Here is a 22,071-nt window from a genome sequence, read left to right on the forward strand (position 1 = left end):
CAAAATCACAAGGGAGGAGCATCCATGATCCCCGGCCTGATGCAGACCGCGCCGCTGCTGGTGAGCGGGATCCTGCGTTACGCGGCCAGCGCCCACGGCGGACGCGAGATCGTCTCCCGGCTGATCGACGAGCCCATCTGGCGCTACGACTATGCGGGCCTGGCCCGCCGCGCGGCCCAGGCGGCCAACGCCCTGGCGCGGCTGGGCGTGCGGTCGGGCGATCGGGTCACGTCCCTGGCCTGGAACACCCACCGGCATCTGGAGCTGTTCTACGCCGTCCCCGGCATCGGCGCGGTGCTGCACACCGCCAATCCCCGGCTGTCGGACGAGCAGATCGTCTTCACGATCAACCACGCCGCCAGCGGCGTGCTGCTGTTCGACCGCAACTTCGCCGAGCTGGTGGCGCGCCTCGCGCCGCAACTCACCACCGTGAAGACCTTCGTCATGCTGTCGGACGCGCAGCGAACCCATGACGCGGGCGTTGGGGCGATGTCGTACGAAACGCTGATCGCGGGCGAAGCCGAGAGCCTAGACTGGCCGACCTTGGACGAGAACGCCGGGGCCTTCCTCTGCTACACCTCGGGTACGACGGGCGATCCCAAGGGCGTGCTCTATTCGCATCGCGCCGTGGTGCTGCACGCCATGGCCGGGGGCCTGGCCAGCGCCTTCGGCCTCAGCCCCTTCGACGTGGTGATGCCGTGCTCCAGCCTCTACCACGCCACCGCCTGGGGCGTGCCCTTCACCGCCCCGATCTGCGGCTCCAAGCTGGTGCTGCCGGCCGACAAGATGGACGGGGCCTCGCTGCACGAGCTGATCCAGGGCGAGGGCGTCACCTTCACCGGCGGGGTGCCGACCATCTGGACCATGTACCTGGCCTGGCTGGCGCAGACCGGTCAGCGGCCCGACAGCCTCAAGCGTGTCGTGATCGGCGGCAGCGCCGTGCCGCGCGCCATGGCCGAGACCTTCAAGACCCAATACGGCGTCGACGTGCTGCAGATCTGGGGCATGACCGAGACCTGCCCGATCGGCGTGGTCGCCACCCCGACCCCGTCCCTGGCCGCCCTGGGCGAGGACGCCATGAACGAGGCGATCTGGACTCGCCAGGGCCGACTGCAGTTCGGCATCGAGCTACGGGTCGAGACCGAGGACGGGGCTGAAACGCCCCGCGACGGCGAGACCTCCGGCGCCCTGAAGGTGCGCGGTCCCTGGGTGGTGCGCCGCTACTACCGCCAGGAGGCCGACGCGGCTCAGGATGACGGCTGGTTCGACACCGGCGACATCGCCACCCTCGACGAGCACGGCTTCATGCGGATCACCGACCGCCAGAAGGACGTCATCAAGTCGGGCGGCGAATGGATCAGCTCGATCGACCTGGAGAATATCGCCGTCGGCTGTCCGGGCGTGAAGATCGCCGCCGTGATCGGCGTGCCCCATCCCAAGTGGGAGGAGCGGCCGCTGCTGGTCATCGAGGCCCACGAGGGGGCGTCGGTGGGCAAGGCCGAGGTGCTGGCCTACCTGGCGCCTCGGATCGTCAAGTGGTGGACGCCGGATGACGTGGTGTTCACGCCGGTGCCGCTGACGGCGACGGGCAAGATCGACAAGAAGGTGCTGCGCGAAGCCTGGCGGGGGCATTTGATGGGGTAGTGCGGCTAGCACTTGCCCCCTGCGGGCCTTCGGCCGTCTTCCGCCAAAGGGGGAAGAGCGCTGTCGCCAGTGTCGACGCGAAGGCTCCGCTCCCTATGGGGGCGGACAGACCGCGAAGCGGTCAGGTGAGGGCAAGCGGGTGAGCCGCCGCTCCTACGCCAGCATCCGAACCTTCGGCTCCCGATCCCAGAACCGCTTGGCCGCCGCCGTTATGAAGTCGGCGCCCAGTCCGACCACGCCCTCGTCAGCCTCGACCCCCGCCTTGTCCATCAGCGGCTTGGCCGCGTCGGTCGCGCCGATCGCCTTCAAGTGCCCGAAGGCGTCCATCACGAACTGCACGGCGGCGGCTTCCTTGAGCAGGGCCGCGCAGCCGGTGTCGGACAGAACCAGGGCGATGGCGTCCACCGTCACCGACGGCGTTCCAGCCAGCTGGCCGTCGGCCGGGATCAGCGTGCCGTCCGCGCCCTTGGCCCCGCCGATCTTCGGCGCGATGACCTTGGCGACCGCCCCAGCCTTCATGATCGCGCTCTTCAGCTTGTCGACCGCCGCCGCGTCCGAGCCGTCGGCGATCAGGATGCCGATCACGTGGCCCTTGATGTCCTTAGGCGCGCGCGGGCCGTTGACGATCCGCAGGGCCGGAGACGGCTCCAGGTCCTGCACTGGCGCGGCCGTCTTCGAGGCCTTGGGAACGGGCATGTTCAGCCCCGCCCCGACCCGCTTGGCCAGGTCCGGATCGACATTGACCAGGTTGGACATCATCCGCGTCCGCACCGCCTCGATGCCGACCTTGGACAGCTCGAAGACAATGGCCGAGGCCAGGTGGGCCTGTTCGTGAGGGTCAAGCGAGCGGAAGAACAATCGCGCCTGGCTGTAGTGGTCGGCGAAGCTCTCGGGGCGGATCCGCAGCTTGTCGCCCTGCTCGTTGGCGCCGTCGGCCGTCTGGAAGGTGGTGAACCCGGTCATCGGACATTCGCGCGGTCCGCCGATCTCGCCAGCCGTTTCGGCCAGGCTGTTGGGCTCGTAGTTGGCCCGCCCCTTCGGGACAGCCATCTGCATCTGCCCGTCGCGCTGGAAGTTCATCACCGGGCACTTGGGCGCGTTGATCGGGATCTGGTGGAAGTTGGCCGTGCCCAGCCGGCTCTTCTGGGTGTCCAGATAGCTGAACAGCCGGCCCTGCAGCAGCGGATCGTTGGTGAAGTCGACGCCCGGCGGCACATTGGCCGGGCAGAAGGCCACCTGCTCGGTCTCGGCGAAGAAATTGTCCGGCCAGCGGTCCAGCACCATGCGGCCGACGATGCGGACGGGCAGCACCTCTTCCGGAATGATCTTGGTCGGGTCCAGCACGTCGAAGGGCAGGCTGTCGGCGAAGGCCTGGTCGAAGGTCTGGATCCCCAGCTCCCATTCGGGGAAGTCACCGCGCTGGATGGCTTCGAACAGGTCGCGGCGCTGGAAGTCCGGATCGGCGCCGGCGATCTTCACCGCCTCGTCCCAGATCGTCGAGGCCACGCCCTGCTTGGGCTTCCAGTGGAACTTGACGAAGGTCGACTTGCCGGCCGCGTTGACCAGCCGGAAAGTATGGATGCCGAAGCCTTCCATGGTCCGCAGGGAACGCGGGATGGTCCGGTCGCTCATGGCCCACATGATCATGTGGGTGCTTTCCGGCATCAGGCTGATGAAATCCCAGAAGGTGTCATGGGCGCTGGCGGCCTGCGGATAGCCGCGGTCGGCCTCCATCTTCACCGAATGGATCAAGTCGGGGAACTTGATGGCGTCCTGGATGAAGAACACCGGAATGTTGTTGCCCACTAGGTCCCAGTTGCCTTCCTTGGTGTAGAACTTCACCGCGAAGCCGCGCACGTCGCGGGGCGTGTCGACGCTGCCGGCCCCGCCGGCCACGGTCGAGAAGCGGGTGAACAGCGGGGTCTTCTCGCCCGCTGGAAGATGTCAGCCTTGGTCAGGTCCGACAGCGACTCATAGAGCTCGAAGAAGCCGTGGGCGGCCGAACCGCGGGCGTGGACGATCCGTTCGGGGATCCGCTCGTGATCGAAATGGAAGATCTTTTCGCGAAGGACGAAATCCTCCAGCAGCACGGGCCCGCGCTCGCCGCTCTTCAGCTGGTTCTGATTGTCGGAAACCCGGATGCCCTGGTTGGTGGTCAGGTGCCCCTCGGGCGTGTGCGGCCCCTTCTCCGGCACGTGCTGGTGGGTCTCGCCGCCATTGCCGACGTCGGTCTTGAAGCTGTCCATGTCCGCCACTCCTGATGCGCCCGGGGTGACGGCCAAACCCGGTGCTGAGCGGATCGTTCCAATGTCGGAAAGGCGAAGGAAGGCGCCCCTAAGACAGCACCAGCCGCCAGGTTTCGGAAATCAGGCCGTCGCCGAAGCCGTCATAGGGCCAGACTTCCTCCAGCACGAAACCCGCACGCTCGTAGAGGCGACGGGCCGGCAGCAGGTTGCTCTGGGTCCAAAGCACGACCTCGGCGTAGCCCGCCAGCCGGGCGAACGCGATGCACTCGGTCACCAGCCTGTCGCCCACGCCCAGTCCCCGCGCCGAGGGCTCGACCAGCAGCAGACGCAGGCGGCCGACCGTGTCGCTCTCACGGGCCAGCAGGATCGAACCGACCGGAACGCCCTGATGCTCGGCGATCCAGCAGGCCTCGCGGGCCGGGTCGAAGGTCTTGATGTAGTCGGCGACCACGCCAGCCACCACGCCCTCGAACCGGGCGTCCCAACCCTGCTCCTGGGCGTAGAGCAGACCGTGCCGCTGGACGATCCAGCCGAAGTCGCCGGGCCGGGGCGCGCGCAGGGTGATCATCGTTCCAGCAACGCCTTCAGAGCGGCCAGGTCCCTGGCGACCATGCCCTGGTCGCGCTGGAACGTGGCGTCATCCATGCCCGGGACGCGGAACAGGGTCAGGGTCACCTCGGCCCCATCACCGTTGGCGACCACCCGCAGCGGGATCGACAGCTCCGTCCGGTCCGGCAGGGTCACCCAGTGGTCGAGCACGCCGTAAGCGTTCTCCGGCGAAAACCTCACATGGACGTCGCCGTCCGGGCCCTGGGCAATCCAGCGGTCGCCGTCGCGCGTGAGGCCCGCACCCAGGCCGTCGGCCCATTTCGGGAAGCTCTCGGGTCGATGGGCGAAGGCGTAGACCTCGGCGGCCGGACGAGCGATCGACACGGTGATCGAGCGGGTCTCGAACAGGGTCATGGCGGCCGCCCTATCTCCAAGCGTCAGTCATCCGCGCCCAGCTTGGCCAGGAAGGTCTTGGCCTGGTCCTTGTGGCGGGCCTTCAGGTTCTTGCCGACGATGGCGATCAGGGCGGCGATCACCGCGGCGTCGTCGGTGAAGCCGATGGCCGGCAGCACATCGGGAATGGCGTCGGTCGGCAGCACGAAATAGGCCAGGGCCGCCAGCATCATGCCCTTGGCGGCGACCGGCGTCGTCGGATCCCGGGCGCACCACCACAGCGACAGGGCGTCGGCCGCGAACGGCACCCTGGACGCCACCTTGCGGATTTTCGGCCAGAAGCCGCGCGCCACCCGCTGCTCGTTGACCTTCACCGTGGCCGGCACGAGGGCCTTGGCCGGGTCCAGCACCTCGCGGGCGTTAGCCTCGGGGTTGACGTCAGGGGATGGTTTGGTGTCGGCGCTCATCGGGTTAAACCGCTCCTCAAGGTTCAATTAAACGCAAGCCGCGAGGAAACGTCCATGAAACTTGATAGCACCGTCGCCGCCGTCGTCACCGGGGGCGCTTCGGGCCTCGGCGAGGCCACCGCTCGCGCCCTGGCCGCCCAGGGCGTCAAGGTCGCGATCTTCGACATGAACGAGGCCACCGGAGAGGCCGTGGCCAAGGCCATCGGCGGGGTGTTCTGCAAGGTCAACGTCACCTCGGACGCCGACGTCGACGCCGGTTTCGAGAAGGCCCGCGCCGCCCACGGCCAGGAGCGGATCCTGGTCAACTGCGCCGGCACCGGCAACGCGGCCAAGACCGCCGGCCGCGACAAGGCCACCGGCGAGACCAAGCACTTCCCGCTCGACGCCTTCGACCGCATCATCCAGATCAACCTGGTCGGCACGTTCCGCTGCATCGCCAAGTCGGCCAAGGGCATGCTGGACCTGGAGCCGCTGGAAGACGGCCTGCGCGGCGCGATCGTCAACACCGCCAGCGTGGCGGCGGAAGACGGCCAGATGGGCCAGGCGGCCTATTCGGCGTCCAAGGGCGGCGTGGTGGGCATGACCCTGCCGATCGCCCGCGACCTGATGAGCGAGGGCATCCGCGTCAACTGCATCCTGCCCGGCATCTTCAACACCCCGCTGATGAACGGCGCGCCCGAAGCGGTGAAGGCCGGCCTGGCGGCCTCGGTGCCGTTCCCCAAGCGCCTGGGCAATCCGGCGGAGTACGCCCAGCTGGCCCTGACGATGATCACCAACGATTATTTCAACGGCGAGGACGTGCGCCTGGACGGCGGCATCCGCATGGCGCCGCGATAGGTTTCCATAACTCTGCTTCCTTCCCCCCTTGCGGGAGAAGGCGGCCCGCACGGCGGGTCGGATGAGGGGTCCCCAAACGAAAGCCGCCGCGACCGGCCTCTCGGCTGATCGCGGCGGCTCGGTCTTTCGACCCCTCATCCGTCGCTTCGCGACACCTTCTCCCGCAAGGGGAGAAGGAATCTACTTCGGCACGGGTCGTTGGATGACCGGAGCCAGGTTGGCCATGATCTCGCGAGCGTCATAGGCCCGCGGGTCGCCCGCGGGCTTGGCGCCCTTGTGCAGCAGGATTTCGGCGCTGGCCTCGAACTTCTCGATCGTGCGGACCTCGGCGCGATTGAAGAAGGGGTCTCCCCAGTAGGGATCCCAGGCGCGCCAGCCGCCGTAGGCCGGGCCATAGTAACGCCAGGCCGGACGCCAGTAGCCGTAGCCGCCATAGCCGTAACCCGGCCCATAGCCGAACGGCCGGCTGAAGGGGTCACTGTCGATGACGGTCCGGGCGTCGCGCTCGGTGCGACGGTCGGCGGTCTCGAACCAGTCGAAGCCCTGCTGCACGGTGACCTCGGCCGCCCGGTACAGCAGATAGCGCTCCACGGTCTCGCGCGACGTCAGGCTGTTGCCCGAGAAGGTCACGCGGTAGCGGTCGCCCTCCAGCCGCAGATCGGTGAATCCGCCCGTGGCCTGTTGGCCTCGGACGTTCGGCTGGTAGGGGGTTGCGGTGGCGCAGGCCGTCAGGAGGGCGGCGAGCGCCACAGCCGCGACCAATCCGGCCTTGCCGGTCATGGTCTTGGGTTTAGTCATGGCGCATTCCTTCACTCGGAATCTCGGCGAAAAGACTCGTTTCGTCCCGTTTGCGTAATGCATGGCGCAGCTTTGTGGTTTCGCCAAGGCGATTACGTTTCGACCTTGTGATCAGCCGCGCGAGACGATCAGCCCCGCGGCGGTGATCAGCAACACCCCGACGACGATCGCAAACCCCTTGCTAAACCCCGGTTCATTCATCCGCGAAGCCAGCGCCGCGCCGCCCAGGCCGTAGCTGCTCATGCTGATCAGGTCCATGCCGATGGTGGCCGCGGCGAACATCACCAGCTGCGGGGCCAGCGGCCGCTGGACGTCGATGAACGGCGGCAGCACGGCGGTGAAGAACAGCAGGATCTTGGGATTGGCGATCTGTACGGCGAAGCCGTCGCGGAACGCCGAACGGCCCATCTTGAACGACCCGTGCGTTTCGCCCTCGCCGCCCCCGTCCTTGAGCCCGGGGTCCCGCACGCCCGACCGGATCGACTTGAACCCGAGCCAGACCAGATAGGCCGCTCCGGCCAGGGCCAGCAGGTGAAAGGCCTTCGGGAAGGCGATGATCAGCGCGCCCAGGCCCAGGGCCGAACAGGCGAACCAGACCAGGGTGGCGGTGTTCATGCCGACCACGCCCAGCAAGGCCGCGCCCTTGCCCTTCTGCATGCCGGTGGCGATGGCGAACAGATTGGCGGGCCCCGGCGTGATGGCCATGACGAACATCGTCACCAGGAAGGCGCTGTAGCGGGCGGGATCGACGGGCAGGGTCATGGTCGGCGTCATAGCCAAGCCTCGCCCGCCGAGCCAGCGGGCTGTCAGGCGCCGACCGTCGTCAGCATCCAGATGACGCGGCCCAGGGCGCCGAACAGCAGGATCGCCGTCGCCAGGGCCTGGATGATGAAGCCGGCCTCGCGCTTGCCGGGATCGGCCACGTAGCCCAGGGCGTAGACGATCCGTCCCACGATCCAGATCACGCCGAGGATGGTGGCGGCCAGGTCGCTCCAGTAGATCGCGAACAGCCACAGCGACGGCAGAAACAGCGGCAGCCATTCCAGGGTGTTGGCCTGGACGCGGACATTGCGCTCCAGGATCGGGTCGCCGGTCATGGCCGGTGCGTCGATCCCGCACTTGCGGCGCGCCCCGGTGACGCGAATCGCCATCCAGACATAGACAAGCAGGGCGGCGATCGTGACGATGGCGACCCAGGAATGCGGTTGCATGTGTGCTTTCTCCCCCGGCTCCCGTGAGCAGAGCCTTGCTCCGGGGACTACACCTCAGTTCGCACGGGTTTGCACCCTAAACAGGGGCCGAAGGGCGTTGGGGGAACCGGTCCAGGCGAATAAGCGCTTTTCGTCTGAAACGATCCTCATGCGGAGGCTTCCAGCCATGCGTGTTGAGTCCACGGCGATCCAGAAAATCGATTACGAGCCCGAGCACGGCAAGCTGTTCGTGACGTTCCATGACGGCGACGAATACGTCTATGTCGGCGTGCCGCCCCGCGTGACCGAGGCCTTCGCCCGGGCGCCGTCCAAAGGCCGGTTCTTCCAGCGGATGATCCGCGACCGGTATCCTTACAACCGGGTCTGACGTCGCAGGCGAAGGCCCTAGGCTTTCCGGCGCGCCTTCCATTCATCGGCCGTCTGGCCCCACAGATGGATTTCCGCGTCCTGATAGGGCTCGGGCAACTTGCCGTTTTCCAGGAAGCGCGAGCCGATGCGCTGAGCGACCTTGATCGACGGCGTATTGGCCGGATCGATGCAGTGGATGATCCGCGTCCAGCCCAGATGGTCGACCGCCCAGTCCATGGCCGCGCTCGCCGCCTCGACCGCATAGCCCTTGCCGTGGGCGCGCGGATGCAGGCTCCAGCCTACTTCGGTCCCAGGCCACCCCTCGGGCATCCACGGACCGACCCGCCCGACCCAGAGGCCGGTGTCCTTCTCGATCAGCGAGAACATGCCGAAACCGTTCATCGCCCACGATCCGCCCATGCTGGCCATGGCCCGCCAGGTCTGGGATCGGGTCTGGACGCCGCCGATGTAGCGCGCGGCCTCGGCGTCCGCCATCAGCTCGGTCCAGCCGTCCAGATCCTCCGGCGCCGTTGGCCGCAGGATCAGCCGTTCGGTTTCCAGCCTGGGCCCGGGGGCGATCATCGCGCGCTCCTAAATCACGCAGGCCGCCAGGCCGTCGCGGCGCACCGCGCCCGAGGCCTTGCCGATCCGGCTGGAGCGCTTCTTCACATAGCGCCCCGGATTGACCGCCTTCCACTTCAGCGGGCTGGGCAGGATCGCCGCCAGCCGCGCCGATTGCTGCGGGGTCAGCTTGTCGGCGCCGACCTTGAAATAGGCCTGCGACGCGGCTTCCGCGCCATAGAGGCCCGGGCCGTATTCGATGGAGTTCAGATAGACCTCCATGATGCGCTTCTTGCCCCAGAACGTCTCGATCAGCACCGTGAACCAGGCCTCCAGTCCCTTGCGGACATAGGAACGACCCTGCCACAGGAAGACGTTCTTGGCGGTCTGCTGGCTGATGGTCGAGCCGCCGCGAATCTTTCCGCCCTTCTCGTTGTTGGCGTAGGCCTTCTGCAGGGCCTCGAAATCGAAGCCGTGATGGTCGCAGAACCGGGCGTCCTCGGCGGCGATCAGGGCGCGCGGCAGGGCGGGCGAGACCTCGTCGATCGGCCGCCAGTGGTGGTTCCAGCCCTTGCCCTCGGCCAGGCGGATGACCATCAACGGCGTCGCGGGCGGCGGCACGAAGCGATAGACGATCACGGTCAGCACGGGCCCGACGACCAGCACGATGAACAAGGCCACCAGGATGTTGCGCAGCAGGACCTTCACCGATCGCCCCTCGTCTTTCACCGCTTGCCTTGACGTTGCGGTCGGATGCTAGCCAAGCCGTCACGATCTGTCGCGGGCATAGCCGCACATTCCTTAGCGAGGCCTTGATGACCGAGTTCAACACCGTGTCGAAAGCCGTCGAACGCCGAATGTCGGTCCGCGCCTTCAAGCCCGACCCGGTGCCCGGCGACGTGATGCGTGACCTGCTCGAGGCCGCCGCCCGCGCGCCCTCGGGTGGGAACCTCCAGCCCTGGGTCGTCCACGCCCTGGCCGGCGAGCCGCTGAAGGAATTCAAGGCCATGGTCGCCTCGCGGCTGATGGACCGCGACGAGCCGGAGTATCACGTCTATCCGCCCAACCTGTGGGAGCCCCTGCGCACCCGCCGTTACCAGGTGGGCGAGGACCTCTACGGCGCGCTGAACATCCCGCGCGAGGACAAGCTGGGCCGCCTGCAGCAATTCGCCAAGAACGCCGAGTTCTTCGGCGCGCCGGTGGCCCTGTTCTTCTCGGTCAACCGAAACTGCGGCCCGCCGCAATGGTCGGACATCGGCATGTACATGCAGACCCTGATGTTGCTGGCCGTCGAAAGGGGGCTGGACACCTGCGCCCAGGAGTTCTGGTCGGCCTATGGCAAGCTGACGGCGACCTTCCTGGACCTGCCGGCCGACCACATGCTGTTCTGCGGCATGGCCCTGGGCTATCGCGACGAGACAGCGGCGGTGAACACCTGGCGCTCGCGGCGCGAGCCGTTCGAGGAGTGGGCGACGATGCGGGGATTCGACTAGGGGCCTCCGTCCAGGACGCGATACGACAAGACTTCCAAACGATCGCCAGCGATTGCAGGGTATGGGTGGGCTGCGGACGGCCCGAGAGGAAGTTCTGATGACGGATGCCGACACCACGGCGCGGACCATCGCCGAGCCCGACTACGACCAGTTGTTGAGGGCGAACCTGGACAGGGTCTTCAACGAACGCGACGCCGCCCGGCGCGACGCCGCGATCGCCGAACTCTTCGTCGAGGCGCCGGTGATGTACGAACCCGACAACGTCGTCACTGGCCGCGCGGCGATCTCCGCGGTCGCCGGAAAGCTCCTGGAGCAGTTCGGACCGACCTTCGGCTTCACGCCCGAAAAGGCGGCCGTCGGGCATCACGGCCTGGGATCGCTGCATTGGCATGCCGGCCCGGCGCGCGGTCCCGTCGCGGTGACGGGAACCGATACCGCCGAGATCGTCGATGGGCGGATCGCCCGGCTGTGGGTGCTGCTCAACCCGCCGACACCCTGATTTCGCGGGTTGGTGGAGATCCACCCGTCCGCGGCAGCGCGGCGGACCTCAGTAAAAGCTCTCGCCCGCCAGCAACCGGTCCTGCTTGTCCGCATCACATAGTGCGTAGCTGAAACCCTTCTGGATCGACCACGCCCCGACCTGACCCGACTTGCTCAGCGCCAGGAAGCCCACCTGGATGTCCTTGGCCTGCGGCTTCTTCTTCAGGATCCGCGCGACGGCCTCCTTGCAGGCGTCCTGGGGCGAGCGGCCCTGGCGCATCAGCTCGACGACCAGGAAGCTGCCGACGTTGCGGATCACCTCCTCGCCGACGCCGGTGGAGGTGGCCGCGCCGACGTCGTTGTCGACATAGAGCCCCGCCCCGACGATCGGCGAATCGCCGACCCGGCCGCGCAGCTTCCAGGCCATGCCGCTGGTGGTGCAGGCGCCCGACAGGTCGCCCTTTGCGTCCAGGGCCAGCATGCCGATGGTGTCGTGGTTGCCCGCCCCGCCCGGCGTGCCCAGCTGGCCCGAGGTCTTGCCGTAGTCGCCGACCTCGCTGTTGGCCTTGGGCGCGTACTTGGCCTCCTTCTTCCAGGCCTCCCAGGCGGCGCGCGAGTCCGGGGTCAGCAGCTCCTCGCGCGGGAAGCCCTGCTCCTGGGCGAACTGCAGGGCGCCGGCCCCGACCAACAGCACGTGCGGAGTCTTCTCCATCACCGCCCGAGCCACCGAGATCGGGTGGGCGATGTGCTCCAGGGCCGCGACGGCGCCGCAATCGCCCCGCTCGTTCATGATCGAGGCGTCCAGCGAGACGTGGCCGTCGCGGTCGGGATAGCCGGCCCGGCCCACGCTGTGGTTCTTCAGGTCCTGCTCGGGGATCCGGGCTCCGGCCTCGACGGCGTCCAGCGCCCGGCCGCCCTTGCTCAGGATCGCCCAGGCCGCCTGGTTGGCCGGCACCCCGAAGTCCCAGGTGGAGATCACGCAGGGCTTGGTCAGCTGGATCCCGGTTCCACCGCCCGTCGGCTCGGCGGCGGACGCCCCGCGGGCGCCGACCAAGGCGGGTCCGACCAGGGATGCGCCGATTAGGCCTCTGCGATTCAGCATGGGTGTGCTCCAAGAACGCCGTTTCCGAATCCCTAGCATGAGCATCGGAGAGGCCAAGATGTCCGACCGCGTGATCCTGGAAGTCTGTGTCGATACGCCCGCCGGACTGGCGGCGGCGATCAAAGGTGGCGCGGATCGCATCGAGCTGTGCTCGGCCCTGGCCCTGCAGGGCCTGACCCCGGCGCCCGGCCTGATGGCCATCGCGGCCGAGGCGGCGATCCCGATCTATCCGATGATCCGGCCGCGCAACGGCGACTTCGTCTATGACGACGGCGACCTGGACGCCGTCTTCCGCGACATTGACGCCACGCGCCAGGCGGGCCTGGCGGGCGTGGTGATCGGCGCCAACCTGCCCTCGGGCGAACTGGACGCCGACGCCCTGGCCATGCTGGTCGCCCACGCCGAGGGCCTGGGCGTGACCCTGCACCGGGCCTTCGACCTGACGCCCGACCCGTTCGCCGCTCTGGAGACGGCGATCGACCTGGGCTTCGAACGCATCCTGACCTCCGGCTGCGCCCTGAACGCCATGGCCGGGGCCGAGACGATCGCCGCCCTGGTCGAGAAGGCCGACGGCCGCATCGCCATCCTGGCCGGCGGCGGGGTCAATCCGTCGAACGTGGCCGAACTGGTGGCGCGGACGGGGGTGCGCGAAGTGCACGGCTCATGCAGCGGGCCGATGACCTACGGCCTGGGCCAGGGTCATGAGGACCGGGCCTACAAGCTGGGCTTCGTGCAGGACGGGCTGCGCGATACGGACGAGGCCATGGTGGCGGCGGTGGTGAAGGCTCTCAGCACTCTCTAACTGTCATCCCGGACAAGGCCCGGAGGGCCGCCGATCCGGGACCGCCGGAAGCTCTGAGTTCACGCGTTGGTCCCGGATCTTCACGCTGCGCGCTCGTCCGGGATGACAACAGCTTTTGGCGCTAGATCCGCGTCTCCAGCGCCGGGATCGCGATGATCCCCGCCTCGCCGTCCTCATCCCCCCAGGCCAGCCGCGAACCGTCGGCCGAGACGGCCAGCGCGCTGATCGCCGCGCCCTTCTCGGCCTTCAGGGTATCGATGCGGCCAGACCGCATGTGGGCGGCCCAGATCTTTCCGTTGTCCTGGCCGGCGACGGCGACCGGCAGGGCTTCGACGCCGGCGACCTGCACCACCATCGAATCGCGGGAAAAGCCGATCTCGGCGGCTTCCTTGCCCATGGGGCCGTTGGCTCCGGCGAACGGCCAGACCACCGCGCCGTTGGCGCCGGCCGTGACCATCAGATTGCCCTTGTCGAAGAAGGCGAAGCTTTTGATCTTGGCCGGATAGCCGCCCATCCGCATGTCCTTGCCGTCGCTCAGACGCCAGCCGTGCAGTTGGCTCTCCTGCATGGACGAGACCAGGAACTTGCCGTCGGGGCTGAAGATCGCGGCGATGTGGCTGCCCGCCCACTTCATCACCTGCGGCTTCTGCCCTTCGATCTTGGCCCACCACAGGCTGACGCCGCCGTAGCCGGCCGTGGCCAGGCGGCGGCCTTTCGGGTCGAAGGCCAGGCCCGAGACGGTCTTGTCGTGGGCGAAGACCCGCAGGAACTTGGGATCGGCCGCGTCACGGACGTGAGCTTCCTTGCCTGCGGTGAAGGCGATCAGGCCGGAGGCGGCGCTGGCGGCGACGTGTTCGATCCAGCGGCCCTTGATCTCGGCGACCAGGGTGGCGGCCACCTCGTCGCCCTCGATCCGGCTCCAGACCACGCGGCCGTCGTCGCCGCCGGTGACGATCCCCCGGCCCGAGGGATGGACCGCCGCAGCCAGCACCGCGCCGGCATGGGCCTCGACCGTGACGAAACCGTCTTGAGCCTCGAATCGGACCGTGCCGTCGCCCAGGGCGAAAGCGGCGCGGCCGGCGCGGTCGAACAAGGCGGCGGTGACGTAGGCGTCGAAGGAATAGATCATCCGCGCGCCATACCGCGCCTCGATGCGGGCGCCTAGTCGCGCCACAAGCGGGCGTCTAGCGAAGAACCCGGCATTTGAACGCCGTTCCGTCAAAAAGAGTCACAAAAGGGGTTGCCATTGCGCTGCGTCCTCGGGCTTTACTTCCGCGCCCGTCTGAGCCAGACGTGGCCATCTAACATTTTCGGGACCGCGGAGGACGCGGCCCTTGGGAGACAGTCAGGCTATGGCGGCTAAACTTGCTGGCGGTGGGGGCGGTCGTTATTCGCTCGGCGCCAACTCCGAAATCAACGTCACGCCCTTCGTCGACATTCTGCTCGTTCTGCTGATCATCTTCATGGTCGCCGTGCCGATGGCGACCGTGGCGATCAAGGTGGACCTGCCGCCGGCGGTTCCGCCGCCGCCGAACGCGCCGAAGCCGAAGGAACCGGTGTTCATCTCGATCCAACAATCGGGCGCTCTGTACGTCGCTGACAAGCAGACCAGCCTGGACAACCTCCAGTTCGATCTGGAAGCCAAGTTCGTGGCCAACGACCAGCCCGGCCCGAAGGACGACCAACGCATCATGGTCCGCGCCGACGCCGACGTGACCTATGCCGACTTCATGGGCGTTCTGAACGCCCTGCAGACCGCCGGCTGGTACAAGGTCGGCCTGATCAACGAAGACATCCACTAAGGATCTTCGGCGACAGCCAGAAATACGAAAGCCCCGGAACTCAGGTTCCGGGGCTTTTTGTTTTTGGGTGGCGAGCCCTTGCCCCCTACGGGTCGCTTCGCGACCGTCTTCCCCCACAGGGGGAAGACCCTAGTGCGTGAGGCTCCGCCCCCTATGGGGGCGGACAGACCGCGAAGCGGTCAGGTGGGGGCAAGTCAGTGAGCCCCTAGGCCGCCGTCGCCTCGAAGCCGGCCTTCAGTTCGGCCTCGTCCAGGTCGCGGCCGATGAACACCATGCGGCTATAGCGGTTGTCCTTGTCGGTCCACGGGCGCTGGAAGTCGCCTTCCAGGATCATGTGCACGGCCTGAAACACCAGGCGGCGCTCCTCGCCCTTGACGTCGATGATGCCCTTGGCGCGCAGGATGTCCGGACCACGGCGGGCCAGCAGCTCGTTGAGCCAGGTAGTGATCTTCTGACCGTCGACGGGCTTGTTCAGCGTCAGGGAGACGCCCTTCACGCCGTCGTCGTGGATGTCGCTCTTGTGCCCATGGCCATGCCCATGGTCGTGATGGTCGTGGCCGCAGTGTTCATCATGCACGTGGCCATGGTCGTGCCCATGGTCGTGGTCGTGGCCGCAATGCTCGTCGTGCACGTGGCCGGCCTCGCCGTGGGCCGGGTTCAGGAACTCCGGCTCCAGCTCGGTGATCCGCTCCAGGTCGAAGCTGTGCTTGCCGATGATCGCGTCCAGCGGAACGTTCGAACGCTGGGCGCGGTGGATCGGGGCCAGCGGATTGATCCGCCGGATGCGGGCCTCGACATGGCGCAGGTCGTCTTCCGAGACCAGGTCGGTCTTGTTGAGCACGATCTGGTCGGCGAAGGCGATCTGCTCGACCGCTTCCTTGCTGTCGCCCAGGCGCAGCAGGATGTGCTTGGCGTCCACCACCGCGGTGACCGAGTCCAGATAGGTGCGGGCCTTGACGTCATCATCGACGAAGAAGGTCTGGGCGACAGGGCCCGGATCGGCCAGGCCGGTGGTCTCGACCACGATGGCGTCGAAGCCGCCCTTCCGCTTCATCAAGCCCTGCAGAACCCTGATCAGGTCGCCGCGCACCGTGCAGCAGACGCAGCCGTTGTTCATCTCGAACACTTCTTCATCGGCGCCGACCACCAGGTCGTTGTCGATGCCGACCTCGCCGAACTCGTTGACGATCACGGCGTAGCGCTTGCCGTGCTCCTCGGTGAGGATGCGGTTGAGCAGGGTGGTCTTGCCGGCGCCGAGATAGCCGGTCAGCACGGTGACGGGGATCTTGCCGGTTTGGGCGGGAGCGGTGTTGGTCATGGGCGCTATTTAGGAGCGATGGGGCCTCGGGGGAAGCGCCACGCGTCAGACACTAGGTCTTCAGGCCCTAGGTCTTCAGAAACGCCACCGCCGCGCCGATGACGATCAGGGCGGCGCCGAGGATCAGCTCCTCGTACTGCTCCAGGCGCGCCAGGCCCAGGCGGTTGAAGCCGGCCATGCTGAGGCCGGTGAAGAGCAGCATGCCCGCCGAGGTCGCGGCCAGCAGCACGACGCTCAGAGCGACGAAGCCGACAATCCCGTGCTCGATCCCCGCCAGATAATAAGGAAGGAAGGCCTCGCACGGCGACAGGGTCAGCAACACCACCAGGGCGGTGATCGCCGCCTTGTCCGAGGCGAACTTGCGCGTCCCGTCCAGTGTCGCGTGCCGGTGACGGCCCCGTATAAGATAGAAGAGGCCGATCGCCGCCATCAGCCCGCCGACGATCCAATGGAAGTAGCCGCCCAGATGGGGCTGGGCCACCAGACCGGCCGCCACCACCGCCAGGCCCAGCAGGATCGTCAGGCCCACATGGCCCAGCCCCGCCAGCAAGGTGACGCCCAAGGTGCGGCTCGTCGTCCACTTCTGCGCGCGGCCGACCAGCACGAACGGCAGCCAGTGCGTCGGCAGGGCCGCGTGCAGAAAGGCCACGGCGAAACCGGTGGCGGCGACGGAGGCGAAGAAGGTCGTGTTCACGTCCGACCCTTAGATTGTTATAGTGTAACACGCCAGCCCCGATGTGACTCGCAAAGGTTGCCGGAAAGCCGCATCCGGCCGTTGACTCATAGGGCTTGGCCTGTATAAGTCCGCCCCCTCGCCCGCTGGGTTTCCTCGCGGGCGTTCCCTATTTTGCGAACGCACGTTTCTTAAGGCGCTAACCTATGTACGCGGTGATCAAAACCGGCGGCAAGCAGTACCGGGTCCAAGCCGGCGACCTGCTGGTTGTCGAAAAGCTCGACGGTGAACCGGGCTCGGAAGTCGCTTTCGGCGAAGTCCTGATGCTTGGCGAAGGCGAGGCCGTGACGGTCGGCGCCCCCCTCGTTGAAGGGGCTGTCGTGACCGGCGCCCTGCTCGAAACCCGCAAGGGCGAGAAGGTGAAGATCTTCAAGAAGATCCGTCGCCAAGGCTATCGCCGCACCCGCGGCCACCGCCAGACCGAGTCGGTCGTGCGCGTGACCTCGGTCGCCGGCGCCGGCAAGGAAACCAAGTGGGACGGCGTTATCGACCTGACCCCCAAGGTGATCCTGAACGCCCGCGCTCGCGGCCTGGGCGACGCCGCCGTGTCGGCCGTGGTTCCGGCCAAGGTCGAAGTCGAGACCGTCGTCAAGAAGGCCTCGAAGTCGTCGCCGAAGGTGCAAGCCGCCGTCGTCGAACACGCCGAACCGACCGCCGCCCCGAAAAAGAAGGCCGCGCCTAAGAAGGCCGCAGCCAAGGAAGACGGCGAAGCCTAAGCGGCTGCGCCTCTAAGGATCAGGAGAGCACAATGGCTCACAAGAAATCTGGTGGTTCGTCCTCCAACGGTCGCGATTCGGCCGGCCGTCGTCTCGGCGTGAAGAAGTTCGGTGGCCAGAAGGTGGCCGCCGGCAACATCATCATCCGCCAACGCGGCACCAAGTTCTATCCGGGCGCGAACGTCGGCATGGGCAAGGACCATACCCTCTTCGCGCTCATCGAAGGCGCGGTGGCTTTTGTCACCAAGCGCAACAATCGGACCTACGTGAACGTAGCTGCTCCGGCCCAGGCGGCCGAATAGCGCGAACCTCGTAGAAACCGGGTCGCGCTTTCCTCGAGAAAGACGATCCGGACAGACGAACCTAAGCGGGGAGTCCGGAACGCCGGGCTCCCCGCTTTTGTTTTGTCCGCGCTCGAAATTTCTTGGCCGCAAAAGGACCTCAGGCCTGAAATCCGAGCGTCACGGTCCCCACCTAGAAGGACCGAGAACGGGAGGCGCGCGATGTGCGTGATCGAAAAAAGTCCGATCATCGAGACGCGGCGGCTGACGCTGCGGGCTCCCCAAAACGACGACGCGTCGCGGATCGCGGCGCTGTGCGGCGATTATGCCATCGCCAAGATGACCACCCGCATGCCGTGGCCCTACAGTCAGAGCGACGCCGACGGCTTCGTGGCCCGCTGCCAGGTTCAGGACCGGCGCAAGGATTCCACCTTCGTGATCGAACTCGAGGACGAGGGCGTGGTCGGCGTGCTGGGCTTCTTCACCCCGCCCGACGGCCACCTGGAGATCGGCTACTGGGTCGGCCGCCCCTATTGGGGCCGCGGCCTGGCGACGGAAGCCGCCCAGGGCGCCCTGGCCTGGGCCAGGCAGGACTGGCGCAAGAAGCTGGTCGTCGCCGGCCACTTCGCCGACAACCCGGCCTCCGGCCAGGTGCTGGTCAAGGCCGGCTTCCTCTATACGGGCGTCGTCGAGCACAAGCCGTCGACGGCGCGCGGCGAGCCCGTGCCGACCCGGATGATGGTGTGGTTGGCCTAAAGAGGCCGACGGGGACATGCGCATACGCATGTCCCCAGCCTTGCTGAAGGCGGCTTTGCTTACGCCGCGCGGTGCGTGGCGACGACCTTTTGCGGGCCCTCGCGGAAGCGCTTTTCGGCGACGATGATCCGCTCGCACAGGGCGTCCAGGTCGCTGAGCAGCGAATAGGTCGCGTAGATCGGGATTTCCATCATCGCCACCTGAGCACGGGGCATGAACTCGGTGTATTTCTTCCACGCGACGTGGCTGTCGCGGGCGTTCATGGCCCGCTGGCCCAGCGGGTTCCACAGGCTCAGGGACATCAGCTCGTCCCGGCACTCCTTCATCACCGGCAGGGCGATGTAGAGGAACAGGAAGGTCGGGGTGGCGGCGCGGGCGAACTGCGGCTGCACCTGCATGTGCCAGATGCGGAAGGCCTCGAAGAAGTTGTTCTTGCGGGTCGGGTCCGGCGGCAGCCACTGCAGGTCCGGATTGATCAGCTCCTGGGCCGAGCCCGAGCGCTTGATCAGTTCGTCGGCCGAGCGGCCGTCGGCCATGGTCTTGTTCAGCGCGTTGATCGGGATCGCCAGGCGCTTGGCCACTTCGGTGTAGGCGACCTGGCGGCCGGCCATCGGGGTCCATTGGCCGAAGTTCGGAGCGTTGGGGGCCTGGGCCCGCTTCATCGCCGCGGCCTGGTGCAGCAGCTGGTGGGTTTCGCGGCTCTTGGCTTCCTGCTGGCGGTCGAACTCTTCCTCGTGGACGGCCTGCTCGTCGGGCGTCATCCAGCGGACCTTGCCGGGTCCGTAGGTGCGTTCGTTGCGATTGAGCAGGATGAAATTGTGCTCTTCGGTCGGACGGCGGCCAATGGCGGTCAGGAAGGCGCGGAAGTCGCGCCACTCCGGCGCCAGGCCCGTGCCCCGGCTCATCAGCATGTTCCGGTGAAGCGACGCCTCATGGGTGTACTTCCGACATAGGGTCGGCAGCGTCAAATCCTTGAGGTCATGCGCAAACTCGGCGTCAGAAATCGTCGTCAACGCCAACCCTCCCCGCGCAATGGTCCTGTCGGTTTCCTCATGGGGACCTATGTCACATGATCTCCTTTAACATTTCGTCACGAAACAAACGCGGTTAAGCGCGACGAAACGACGCCGCGATCGCCGGATTCCCACCCCAAAACAGCTTCTAAGCACCTGTAAGGCTTGGTTCCCTTCCGGTTTCGGCTCGACGCGAAAGCCGCCTTGCGACAAAAGACGCTCATGAAATTCTTGGACCAGTGCAAAATCTATGTCCGCTCCGGCAACGGCGGCGGCGGCGCGGTCTCGTTCCGACGCGAGAAGTACATCGAATACGGCGGCCCCGACGGCGGGGACGGCGGACGAGGCGGCGACATTTGGATCGAGGCGGTCGAGGGCCTCAACACCCTGATCGACTACCGCTACCAGCAACACTTCAAGGCCGGGACGGGCGTCCACGGCATGGGCCGGGCGCGCCACGGCGCGGCGGGCGACGACGTGGTCCTGAAGGTCCCCGTCGGCACCCAGGTGCTGGAGGAGGACAAGGAGACCCTGATCGCCGACCTCGACACCGCCGGCATGACCCTGCGCTTGGCCAAGGGCGGCAACGGCGGCTGGGGCAATCTGCACTTCAAGGGTCCGGTGAACCAGGCTCCGAAATACGCCAATCCCGGTCAGGAGGGCGAGGAGCTGTGGGTCTGGCTGCGGCTGAAGCTGATCGCCGACGTCGGCCTGGTCGGCCTGCCCAACGCCGGCAAGTCGACCTTCCTGGCCGCCGCCAGCGCCGCCAAGCCGAAGATCGCCGACTATCCGTTCACCACCCTGACCCCCAACCTCGGCATGGTCGACCTGTCGACGAGCGAGCGCTTCGTGATGGCCGACATTCCCGGCCTGATCGAAGGCGCCAGCGAGGGCGCCGGCCTGGGCACCCGCTTCCTGGGCCACGTCGAGCGCTCGGCCGTGTTGATCCACCTGGTGGACGGCACGCAGGACGACATCGCCACCGCCTGGACGACGATCCGCGCCGAGCTCGAGGCCTATGGCGACGAGTTGGCCGACAAGTCCGAGATCCTGGCGCTGAACAAGATCGACGCGCTGGATCCCGAGACGCTGGAAGCCAAGCGCGCCGAACTCGAGGCCGTCTCCGGCATCAAGCCGATGCTGGTCTCCGGCGTGTCCGGCAAAGGCGTCACCGAGCTGTTGCGCGCGGCCTTCACCCAGGTGCGCATCCGGCGGGGAGAGACCCCCGCCGAGGCGGCGATCGACGAGGCGCCCGAGGAGGAAACCCCCGGGGGCTGGCAGCCGTAATGAGCGCTTCGGGGGGAGCGCTCACGCGCGCCAAGAGGATCGTCTTCAAGGTCGGCTCGGCCCTGCTGGTCGACGCCGCGACCGGCGCGGCCGATCGCGCCTGGCTGGACGCCTTCTGCGCCGACCTGGCTCGCCTGCGCAAGCGCGGCCAGCAGGTGGTCGTGGTGTCGTCCGGGGCCGTGGCCCTGGGTCGCCGACGTCTGGGCCTCACCGGCGCCAAGTCCCTGACCCTGCCGGAGAAACAGGCCGCCGCCGCCGCCGGCCAATCGGTGTTGATGCGGGCCTGGGAAGAGGCGCTGGAGCCCCACGGGATCGTCGCCGCCCAGATTCTGCTGACCCGCGACGACACCGAGACCCGCCGCCGCTGGCTGAACGCCCGCGCCACCGCCGAGACCCTGATCGCCCTCAACGTCGTGCCCGTGGTCAATGAAAACGACACCGTGGTGACCGAGGAGATCCGTTACGGCGACAATGACCGCCTGGCCGCTCGCGTGGCCCAGATGGTCGGCGCCGACCTGCTGGTGCTGCTGTCGGACATCGACGGCCTCTACACCGCCGACCCGCGCCGCGATCCGACCGCCACCCACATCGAGCGGGTCAGCGAGATCACGCCGGAGATCGCCGACATGGCCGAGGGCGCCAACACCGCCACGGGCGTGGGCACCGGCGGCATGGCCACCAAGATCGCCGCGGCCCGCATCGCCCGAGCCGCCGGCTGCGCCACCCTGATCACCCTGGGCTCGCGCCCCGCGCCGCTGCAGGCCATCGAGGACGGAGCCCTGGCCACCGTGATCGAGGCCGGCGCCAGCCCCGCCGCCGCCTACAAGGCCTGGATCGCCGGCTCGCTGGCCCCCCAAGGCTGGCTGACCGTCGACGCCGGCGCCGCCGCCGCCCTGCTCAAGGGCAAGAGCCTGCTCAGCGCGGGTGTCCGCGCCGTCGAGGGCCCATTCGGCAAGGGCGACGCGGTTCGAGTGCGCGACGAGACGGGCCGGGAGGTGGCCCGGGGTCTGGTCCGCTACGACAGCGCCGACGCCCACCGCATCGCAGGCCTGCGCAGCGACGCCATCGAGGCCGAGCTGGGCTTCACCGAAGGCCCGATGATCCACGCCGACGACCTGGCGATGGGCTAGGGGCTGGGGTAACCGACGGGGGGTTGCGAGCAAAGTCGGACATCGGAAACTTGTGCTGCCGCACAGCGTGCGCCAAAGGCCAAACCGGAAGTCTCTCACTAAGG

The 22,071-nt window shown here is 67.5% G+C and carries 25 protein-coding genes and 1 pseudogene; 12 read left to right on the top strand and 14 right to left on the bottom strand.

Annotated features, from left to right (window positions below):
- Positions 1 to 24: 24 nt before the first annotated feature.
- Positions 25 to 1,644 (top strand): long-chain fatty acid--CoA ligase, encoded by a 1,620-nt coding sequence (locus WAL33_RS15040; RefSeq protein WP_422182329.1) that lies wholly within the window; start codon positions 25 to 27, stop codon positions 1,642 to 1,644.
- Between the two features lie 153 nt (positions 1,645 to 1,797).
- Here the strand turns inward: WAL33_RS15040 and WAL33_RS15045 are convergent.
- The 4 genes and pseudogenes from WAL33_RS15045 to WAL33_RS15060 all read right to left on the bottom strand — a co-directional run bounded on the left by WAL33_RS15045 (position 1,798) and on the right by WAL33_RS15060 (position 5,299).
- A pseudogene (locus WAL33_RS15045) lies at positions 1,798 to 3,890 on the bottom strand (catalase).
- Between the two features lie 88 nt (positions 3,891 to 3,978).
- Positions 3,979 to 4,458, bottom strand: coding sequence for a GNAT family N-acetyltransferase (locus WAL33_RS15050; RefSeq protein ID WP_422182330.1), 480 nt, complete (start codon positions 4,456 to 4,458; stop codon positions 3,979 to 3,981).
- Positions 4,455 to 4,853: an SRPBCC family protein gene (locus WAL33_RS15055; RefSeq protein WP_422182331.1), complete on the bottom strand. Its 399-nt coding sequence runs from the start codon at positions 4,851 to 4,853 to the stop codon at positions 4,455 to 4,457. Before WAL33_RS15055 ends, WAL33_RS15050 begins: the two co-directional genes overlap by 4 nt.
- Before the next feature lie 23 nt (positions 4,854 to 4,876).
- On the bottom strand, positions 4,877 to 5,299 hold the full coding sequence (locus tag WAL33_RS15060) for a YkvA family protein (protein WP_422182332.1): 423 nt from the start codon (positions 5,297 to 5,299) through the stop codon (positions 4,877 to 4,879).
- Between the two features lie 54 nt (positions 5,300 to 5,353).
- On the opposite strand from WAL33_RS15060, the gene WAL33_RS15065 reads away from it, so the two are divergent.
- The gene (locus tag WAL33_RS15065) at positions 5,354 to 6,136 is read left to right on the top strand and encodes an SDR family NAD(P)-dependent oxidoreductase (RefSeq protein WP_422182333.1); all 783 of its coding nucleotides are present in this window, start codon (positions 5,354 to 5,356) and stop codon (positions 6,134 to 6,136) included.
- Positions 6,137 to 6,316: 180 nt separating this feature from the next.
- On the opposite strand, the gene WAL33_RS15070 is transcribed toward WAL33_RS15065, so the two are convergent.
- The 3 genes from WAL33_RS15070 to WAL33_RS15080 form a co-directional block, all read right to left on the bottom strand.
- Positions 6,317 to 6,934 carry a CC0125/CC1285 family lipoprotein gene (locus tag WAL33_RS15070; protein ID WP_422182334.1) on the bottom strand — a complete coding sequence of 206 codons (618 nt, stop codon included), beginning with the start codon at positions 6,932 to 6,934 and terminating at the stop codon, positions 6,317 to 6,319.
- A gap of 111 nt (positions 6,935 to 7,045) precedes the next feature.
- Complete coding sequence (locus tag WAL33_RS15075) at positions 7,046 to 7,708, bottom strand: LysE family translocator (protein WP_422182335.1); 663 nt, start codon at positions 7,706 to 7,708, stop codon at positions 7,046 to 7,048.
- 32 nt (positions 7,709 to 7,740) lie between these two features.
- Positions 7,741 to 8,145: an MAPEG family protein gene (locus WAL33_RS15080; protein WP_422182336.1), complete on the bottom strand. Its 405-nt coding sequence runs from the start codon at positions 8,143 to 8,145 to the stop codon at positions 7,741 to 7,743.
- Positions 8,146 to 8,311: 166 nt separating this feature from the next.
- On the opposite strand from WAL33_RS15080, the gene WAL33_RS15085 reads away from it, so the two are divergent.
- Positions 8,312 to 8,512 carry a KTSC domain-containing protein gene (locus WAL33_RS15085; protein WP_422182337.1) on the top strand — a complete coding sequence of 67 codons (201 nt, stop codon included), beginning with the start codon at positions 8,312 to 8,314 and terminating at the stop codon, positions 8,510 to 8,512.
- A 17-nt stretch (positions 8,513 to 8,529) separates the two neighbouring features.
- Here WAL33_RS15085 and WAL33_RS15090 read toward each other — a convergent pair whose 3' ends face one another.
- Both WAL33_RS15090 and mtgA read right to left on the bottom strand, forming a co-directional pair.
- Positions 8,530 to 9,075 carry a GNAT family N-acetyltransferase gene (locus WAL33_RS15090; RefSeq protein ID WP_422182338.1) on the bottom strand — a complete coding sequence of 182 codons (546 nt, stop codon included), beginning with the start codon at positions 9,073 to 9,075 and terminating at the stop codon, positions 8,530 to 8,532.
- A 9-nt stretch (positions 9,076 to 9,084) separates the two neighbouring features.
- On the bottom strand, positions 9,085 to 9,783 hold the full coding sequence (gene mtgA, locus WAL33_RS15095; protein ID WP_422182339.1) for a monofunctional biosynthetic peptidoglycan transglycosylase: 699 nt from the start codon (positions 9,781 to 9,783) through the stop codon (positions 9,085 to 9,087).
- Positions 9,784 to 9,869: 86 nt separating this feature from the next.
- On the opposite strand from mtgA, the gene WAL33_RS15100 reads away from it, so the two are divergent.
- Together WAL33_RS15100 and WAL33_RS15105 are read left to right on the top strand one after the other, a co-directional pair.
- Positions 9,870 to 10,547: a nitroreductase gene (locus tag WAL33_RS15100; RefSeq protein WP_422182340.1), complete on the top strand. Its 678-nt coding sequence runs from the start codon at positions 9,870 to 9,872 to the stop codon at positions 10,545 to 10,547.
- 97 nt (positions 10,548 to 10,644) lie between these two features.
- Positions 10,645 to 11,046, top strand: a complete 402-nt coding sequence (locus WAL33_RS15105; RefSeq protein WP_422182341.1) for a nuclear transport factor 2 family protein — start codon at positions 10,645 to 10,647, stop codon at positions 11,044 to 11,046.
- A 48-nt stretch (positions 11,047 to 11,094) separates the two neighbouring features.
- On the opposite strand, the gene WAL33_RS15110 is transcribed toward WAL33_RS15105, so the two are convergent.
- Positions 11,095 to 12,129, bottom strand: coding sequence for a N(4)-(beta-N-acetylglucosaminyl)-L-asparaginase (locus WAL33_RS15110; protein WP_422182342.1), 1,035 nt, complete (start codon positions 12,127 to 12,129; stop codon positions 11,095 to 11,097).
- A gap of 58 nt (positions 12,130 to 12,187) precedes the next feature.
- Here WAL33_RS15110 and WAL33_RS15115 point away from each other — a divergent pair, with 58 nt between their 5' ends.
- Positions 12,188 to 12,931 carry a copper homeostasis protein CutC gene (locus WAL33_RS15115; RefSeq protein WP_422182352.1) on the top strand — a complete coding sequence of 248 codons (744 nt, stop codon included), beginning with the start codon at positions 12,188 to 12,190 and terminating at the stop codon, positions 12,929 to 12,931.
- 121 nt (positions 12,932 to 13,052) lie between these two features.
- On the opposite strand, the gene WAL33_RS15120 is transcribed toward WAL33_RS15115, so the two are convergent.
- Positions 13,053 to 14,060 carry a WD40 repeat domain-containing protein gene (locus tag WAL33_RS15120; protein ID WP_422182353.1) on the bottom strand — a complete coding sequence of 336 codons (1,008 nt, stop codon included), beginning with the start codon at positions 14,058 to 14,060 and terminating at the stop codon, positions 13,053 to 13,055.
- Positions 14,061 to 14,283: 223 nt separating this feature from the next.
- On the opposite strand from WAL33_RS15120, the gene WAL33_RS15125 reads away from it, so the two are divergent.
- A complete protein-coding gene (locus WAL33_RS15125; RefSeq protein WP_422182343.1) occupies positions 14,284 to 14,733 on the top strand; it encodes a biopolymer transporter ExbD in 450 nt (149 codons plus the stop codon).
- 205 nt (positions 14,734 to 14,938) lie between these two features.
- On the opposite strand, the gene WAL33_RS15130 is transcribed toward WAL33_RS15125, so the two are convergent.
- Entirely contained in the window at positions 14,939 to 16,051 is a 1,113-nt protein-coding gene (locus WAL33_RS15130) for a CobW family GTP-binding protein (RefSeq protein WP_422182344.1), read from the bottom strand.
- 67 nt (positions 16,052 to 16,118) lie between these two features.
- On the bottom strand, positions 16,119 to 16,745 hold the full coding sequence (locus tag WAL33_RS15135) for a hypothetical protein (RefSeq protein ID WP_422182345.1): 627 nt from the start codon (positions 16,743 to 16,745) through the stop codon (positions 16,119 to 16,121).
- A 185-nt stretch (positions 16,746 to 16,930) separates the two neighbouring features.
- Between WAL33_RS15135 and rplU the strand changes: the two genes are divergently transcribed.
- The 3 genes from rplU (at position 16,931) to WAL33_RS15150 (ending at position 18,537) form a co-directional block, all read left to right on the top strand.
- A complete protein-coding gene (gene rplU, locus WAL33_RS15140) occupies positions 16,931 to 17,500 on the top strand; it encodes a 50S ribosomal protein L21 (RefSeq protein WP_422182346.1) in 570 nt (189 codons plus the stop codon).
- A gap of 32 nt (positions 17,501 to 17,532) precedes the next feature.
- Positions 17,533 to 17,802, top strand: a complete 270-nt coding sequence (rpmA, locus tag WAL33_RS15145; RefSeq protein WP_422182347.1) for a 50S ribosomal protein L27 — start codon at positions 17,533 to 17,535, stop codon at positions 17,800 to 17,802.
- 201 nt (positions 17,803 to 18,003) lie between these two features.
- Positions 18,004 to 18,537 carry a GNAT family N-acetyltransferase gene (locus tag WAL33_RS15150; protein ID WP_422182348.1) on the top strand — a complete coding sequence of 178 codons (534 nt, stop codon included), beginning with the start codon at positions 18,004 to 18,006 and terminating at the stop codon, positions 18,535 to 18,537.
- 59 nt (positions 18,538 to 18,596) lie between these two features.
- Here the strand turns inward: WAL33_RS15150 and WAL33_RS15155 are convergent, their stop codons facing one another.
- Entirely contained in the window at positions 18,597 to 19,442 is an 846-nt protein-coding gene (locus tag WAL33_RS15155; RefSeq protein WP_422182349.1) for a hypothetical protein, read from the bottom strand.
- Positions 19,443 to 19,772: 330 nt separating this feature from the next.
- On the opposite strand from WAL33_RS15155, the gene obgE reads away from it, so the two are divergent.
- On the top strand, positions 19,773 to 20,837 hold the full coding sequence (gene obgE, locus WAL33_RS15160) for a GTPase ObgE (RefSeq protein ID WP_422182350.1): 1,065 nt from the start codon (positions 19,773 to 19,775) through the stop codon (positions 20,835 to 20,837).
- Entirely contained in the window at positions 20,837 to 21,967 is a 1,131-nt protein-coding gene (gene proB, locus WAL33_RS15165; protein WP_422182351.1) for a glutamate 5-kinase, read from the top strand. The genes obgE and proB overlap by 1 nt, the downstream gene beginning before the upstream one ends.
- Positions 21,968 to 22,071: the final 104 nt, after the last annotated feature.

Source organism: Caulobacter sp. (genome assembly GCF_049283275.1).
Lineage (GTDB): Bacteria > Pseudomonadota > Alphaproteobacteria > Caulobacterales > Caulobacteraceae > Caulobacter.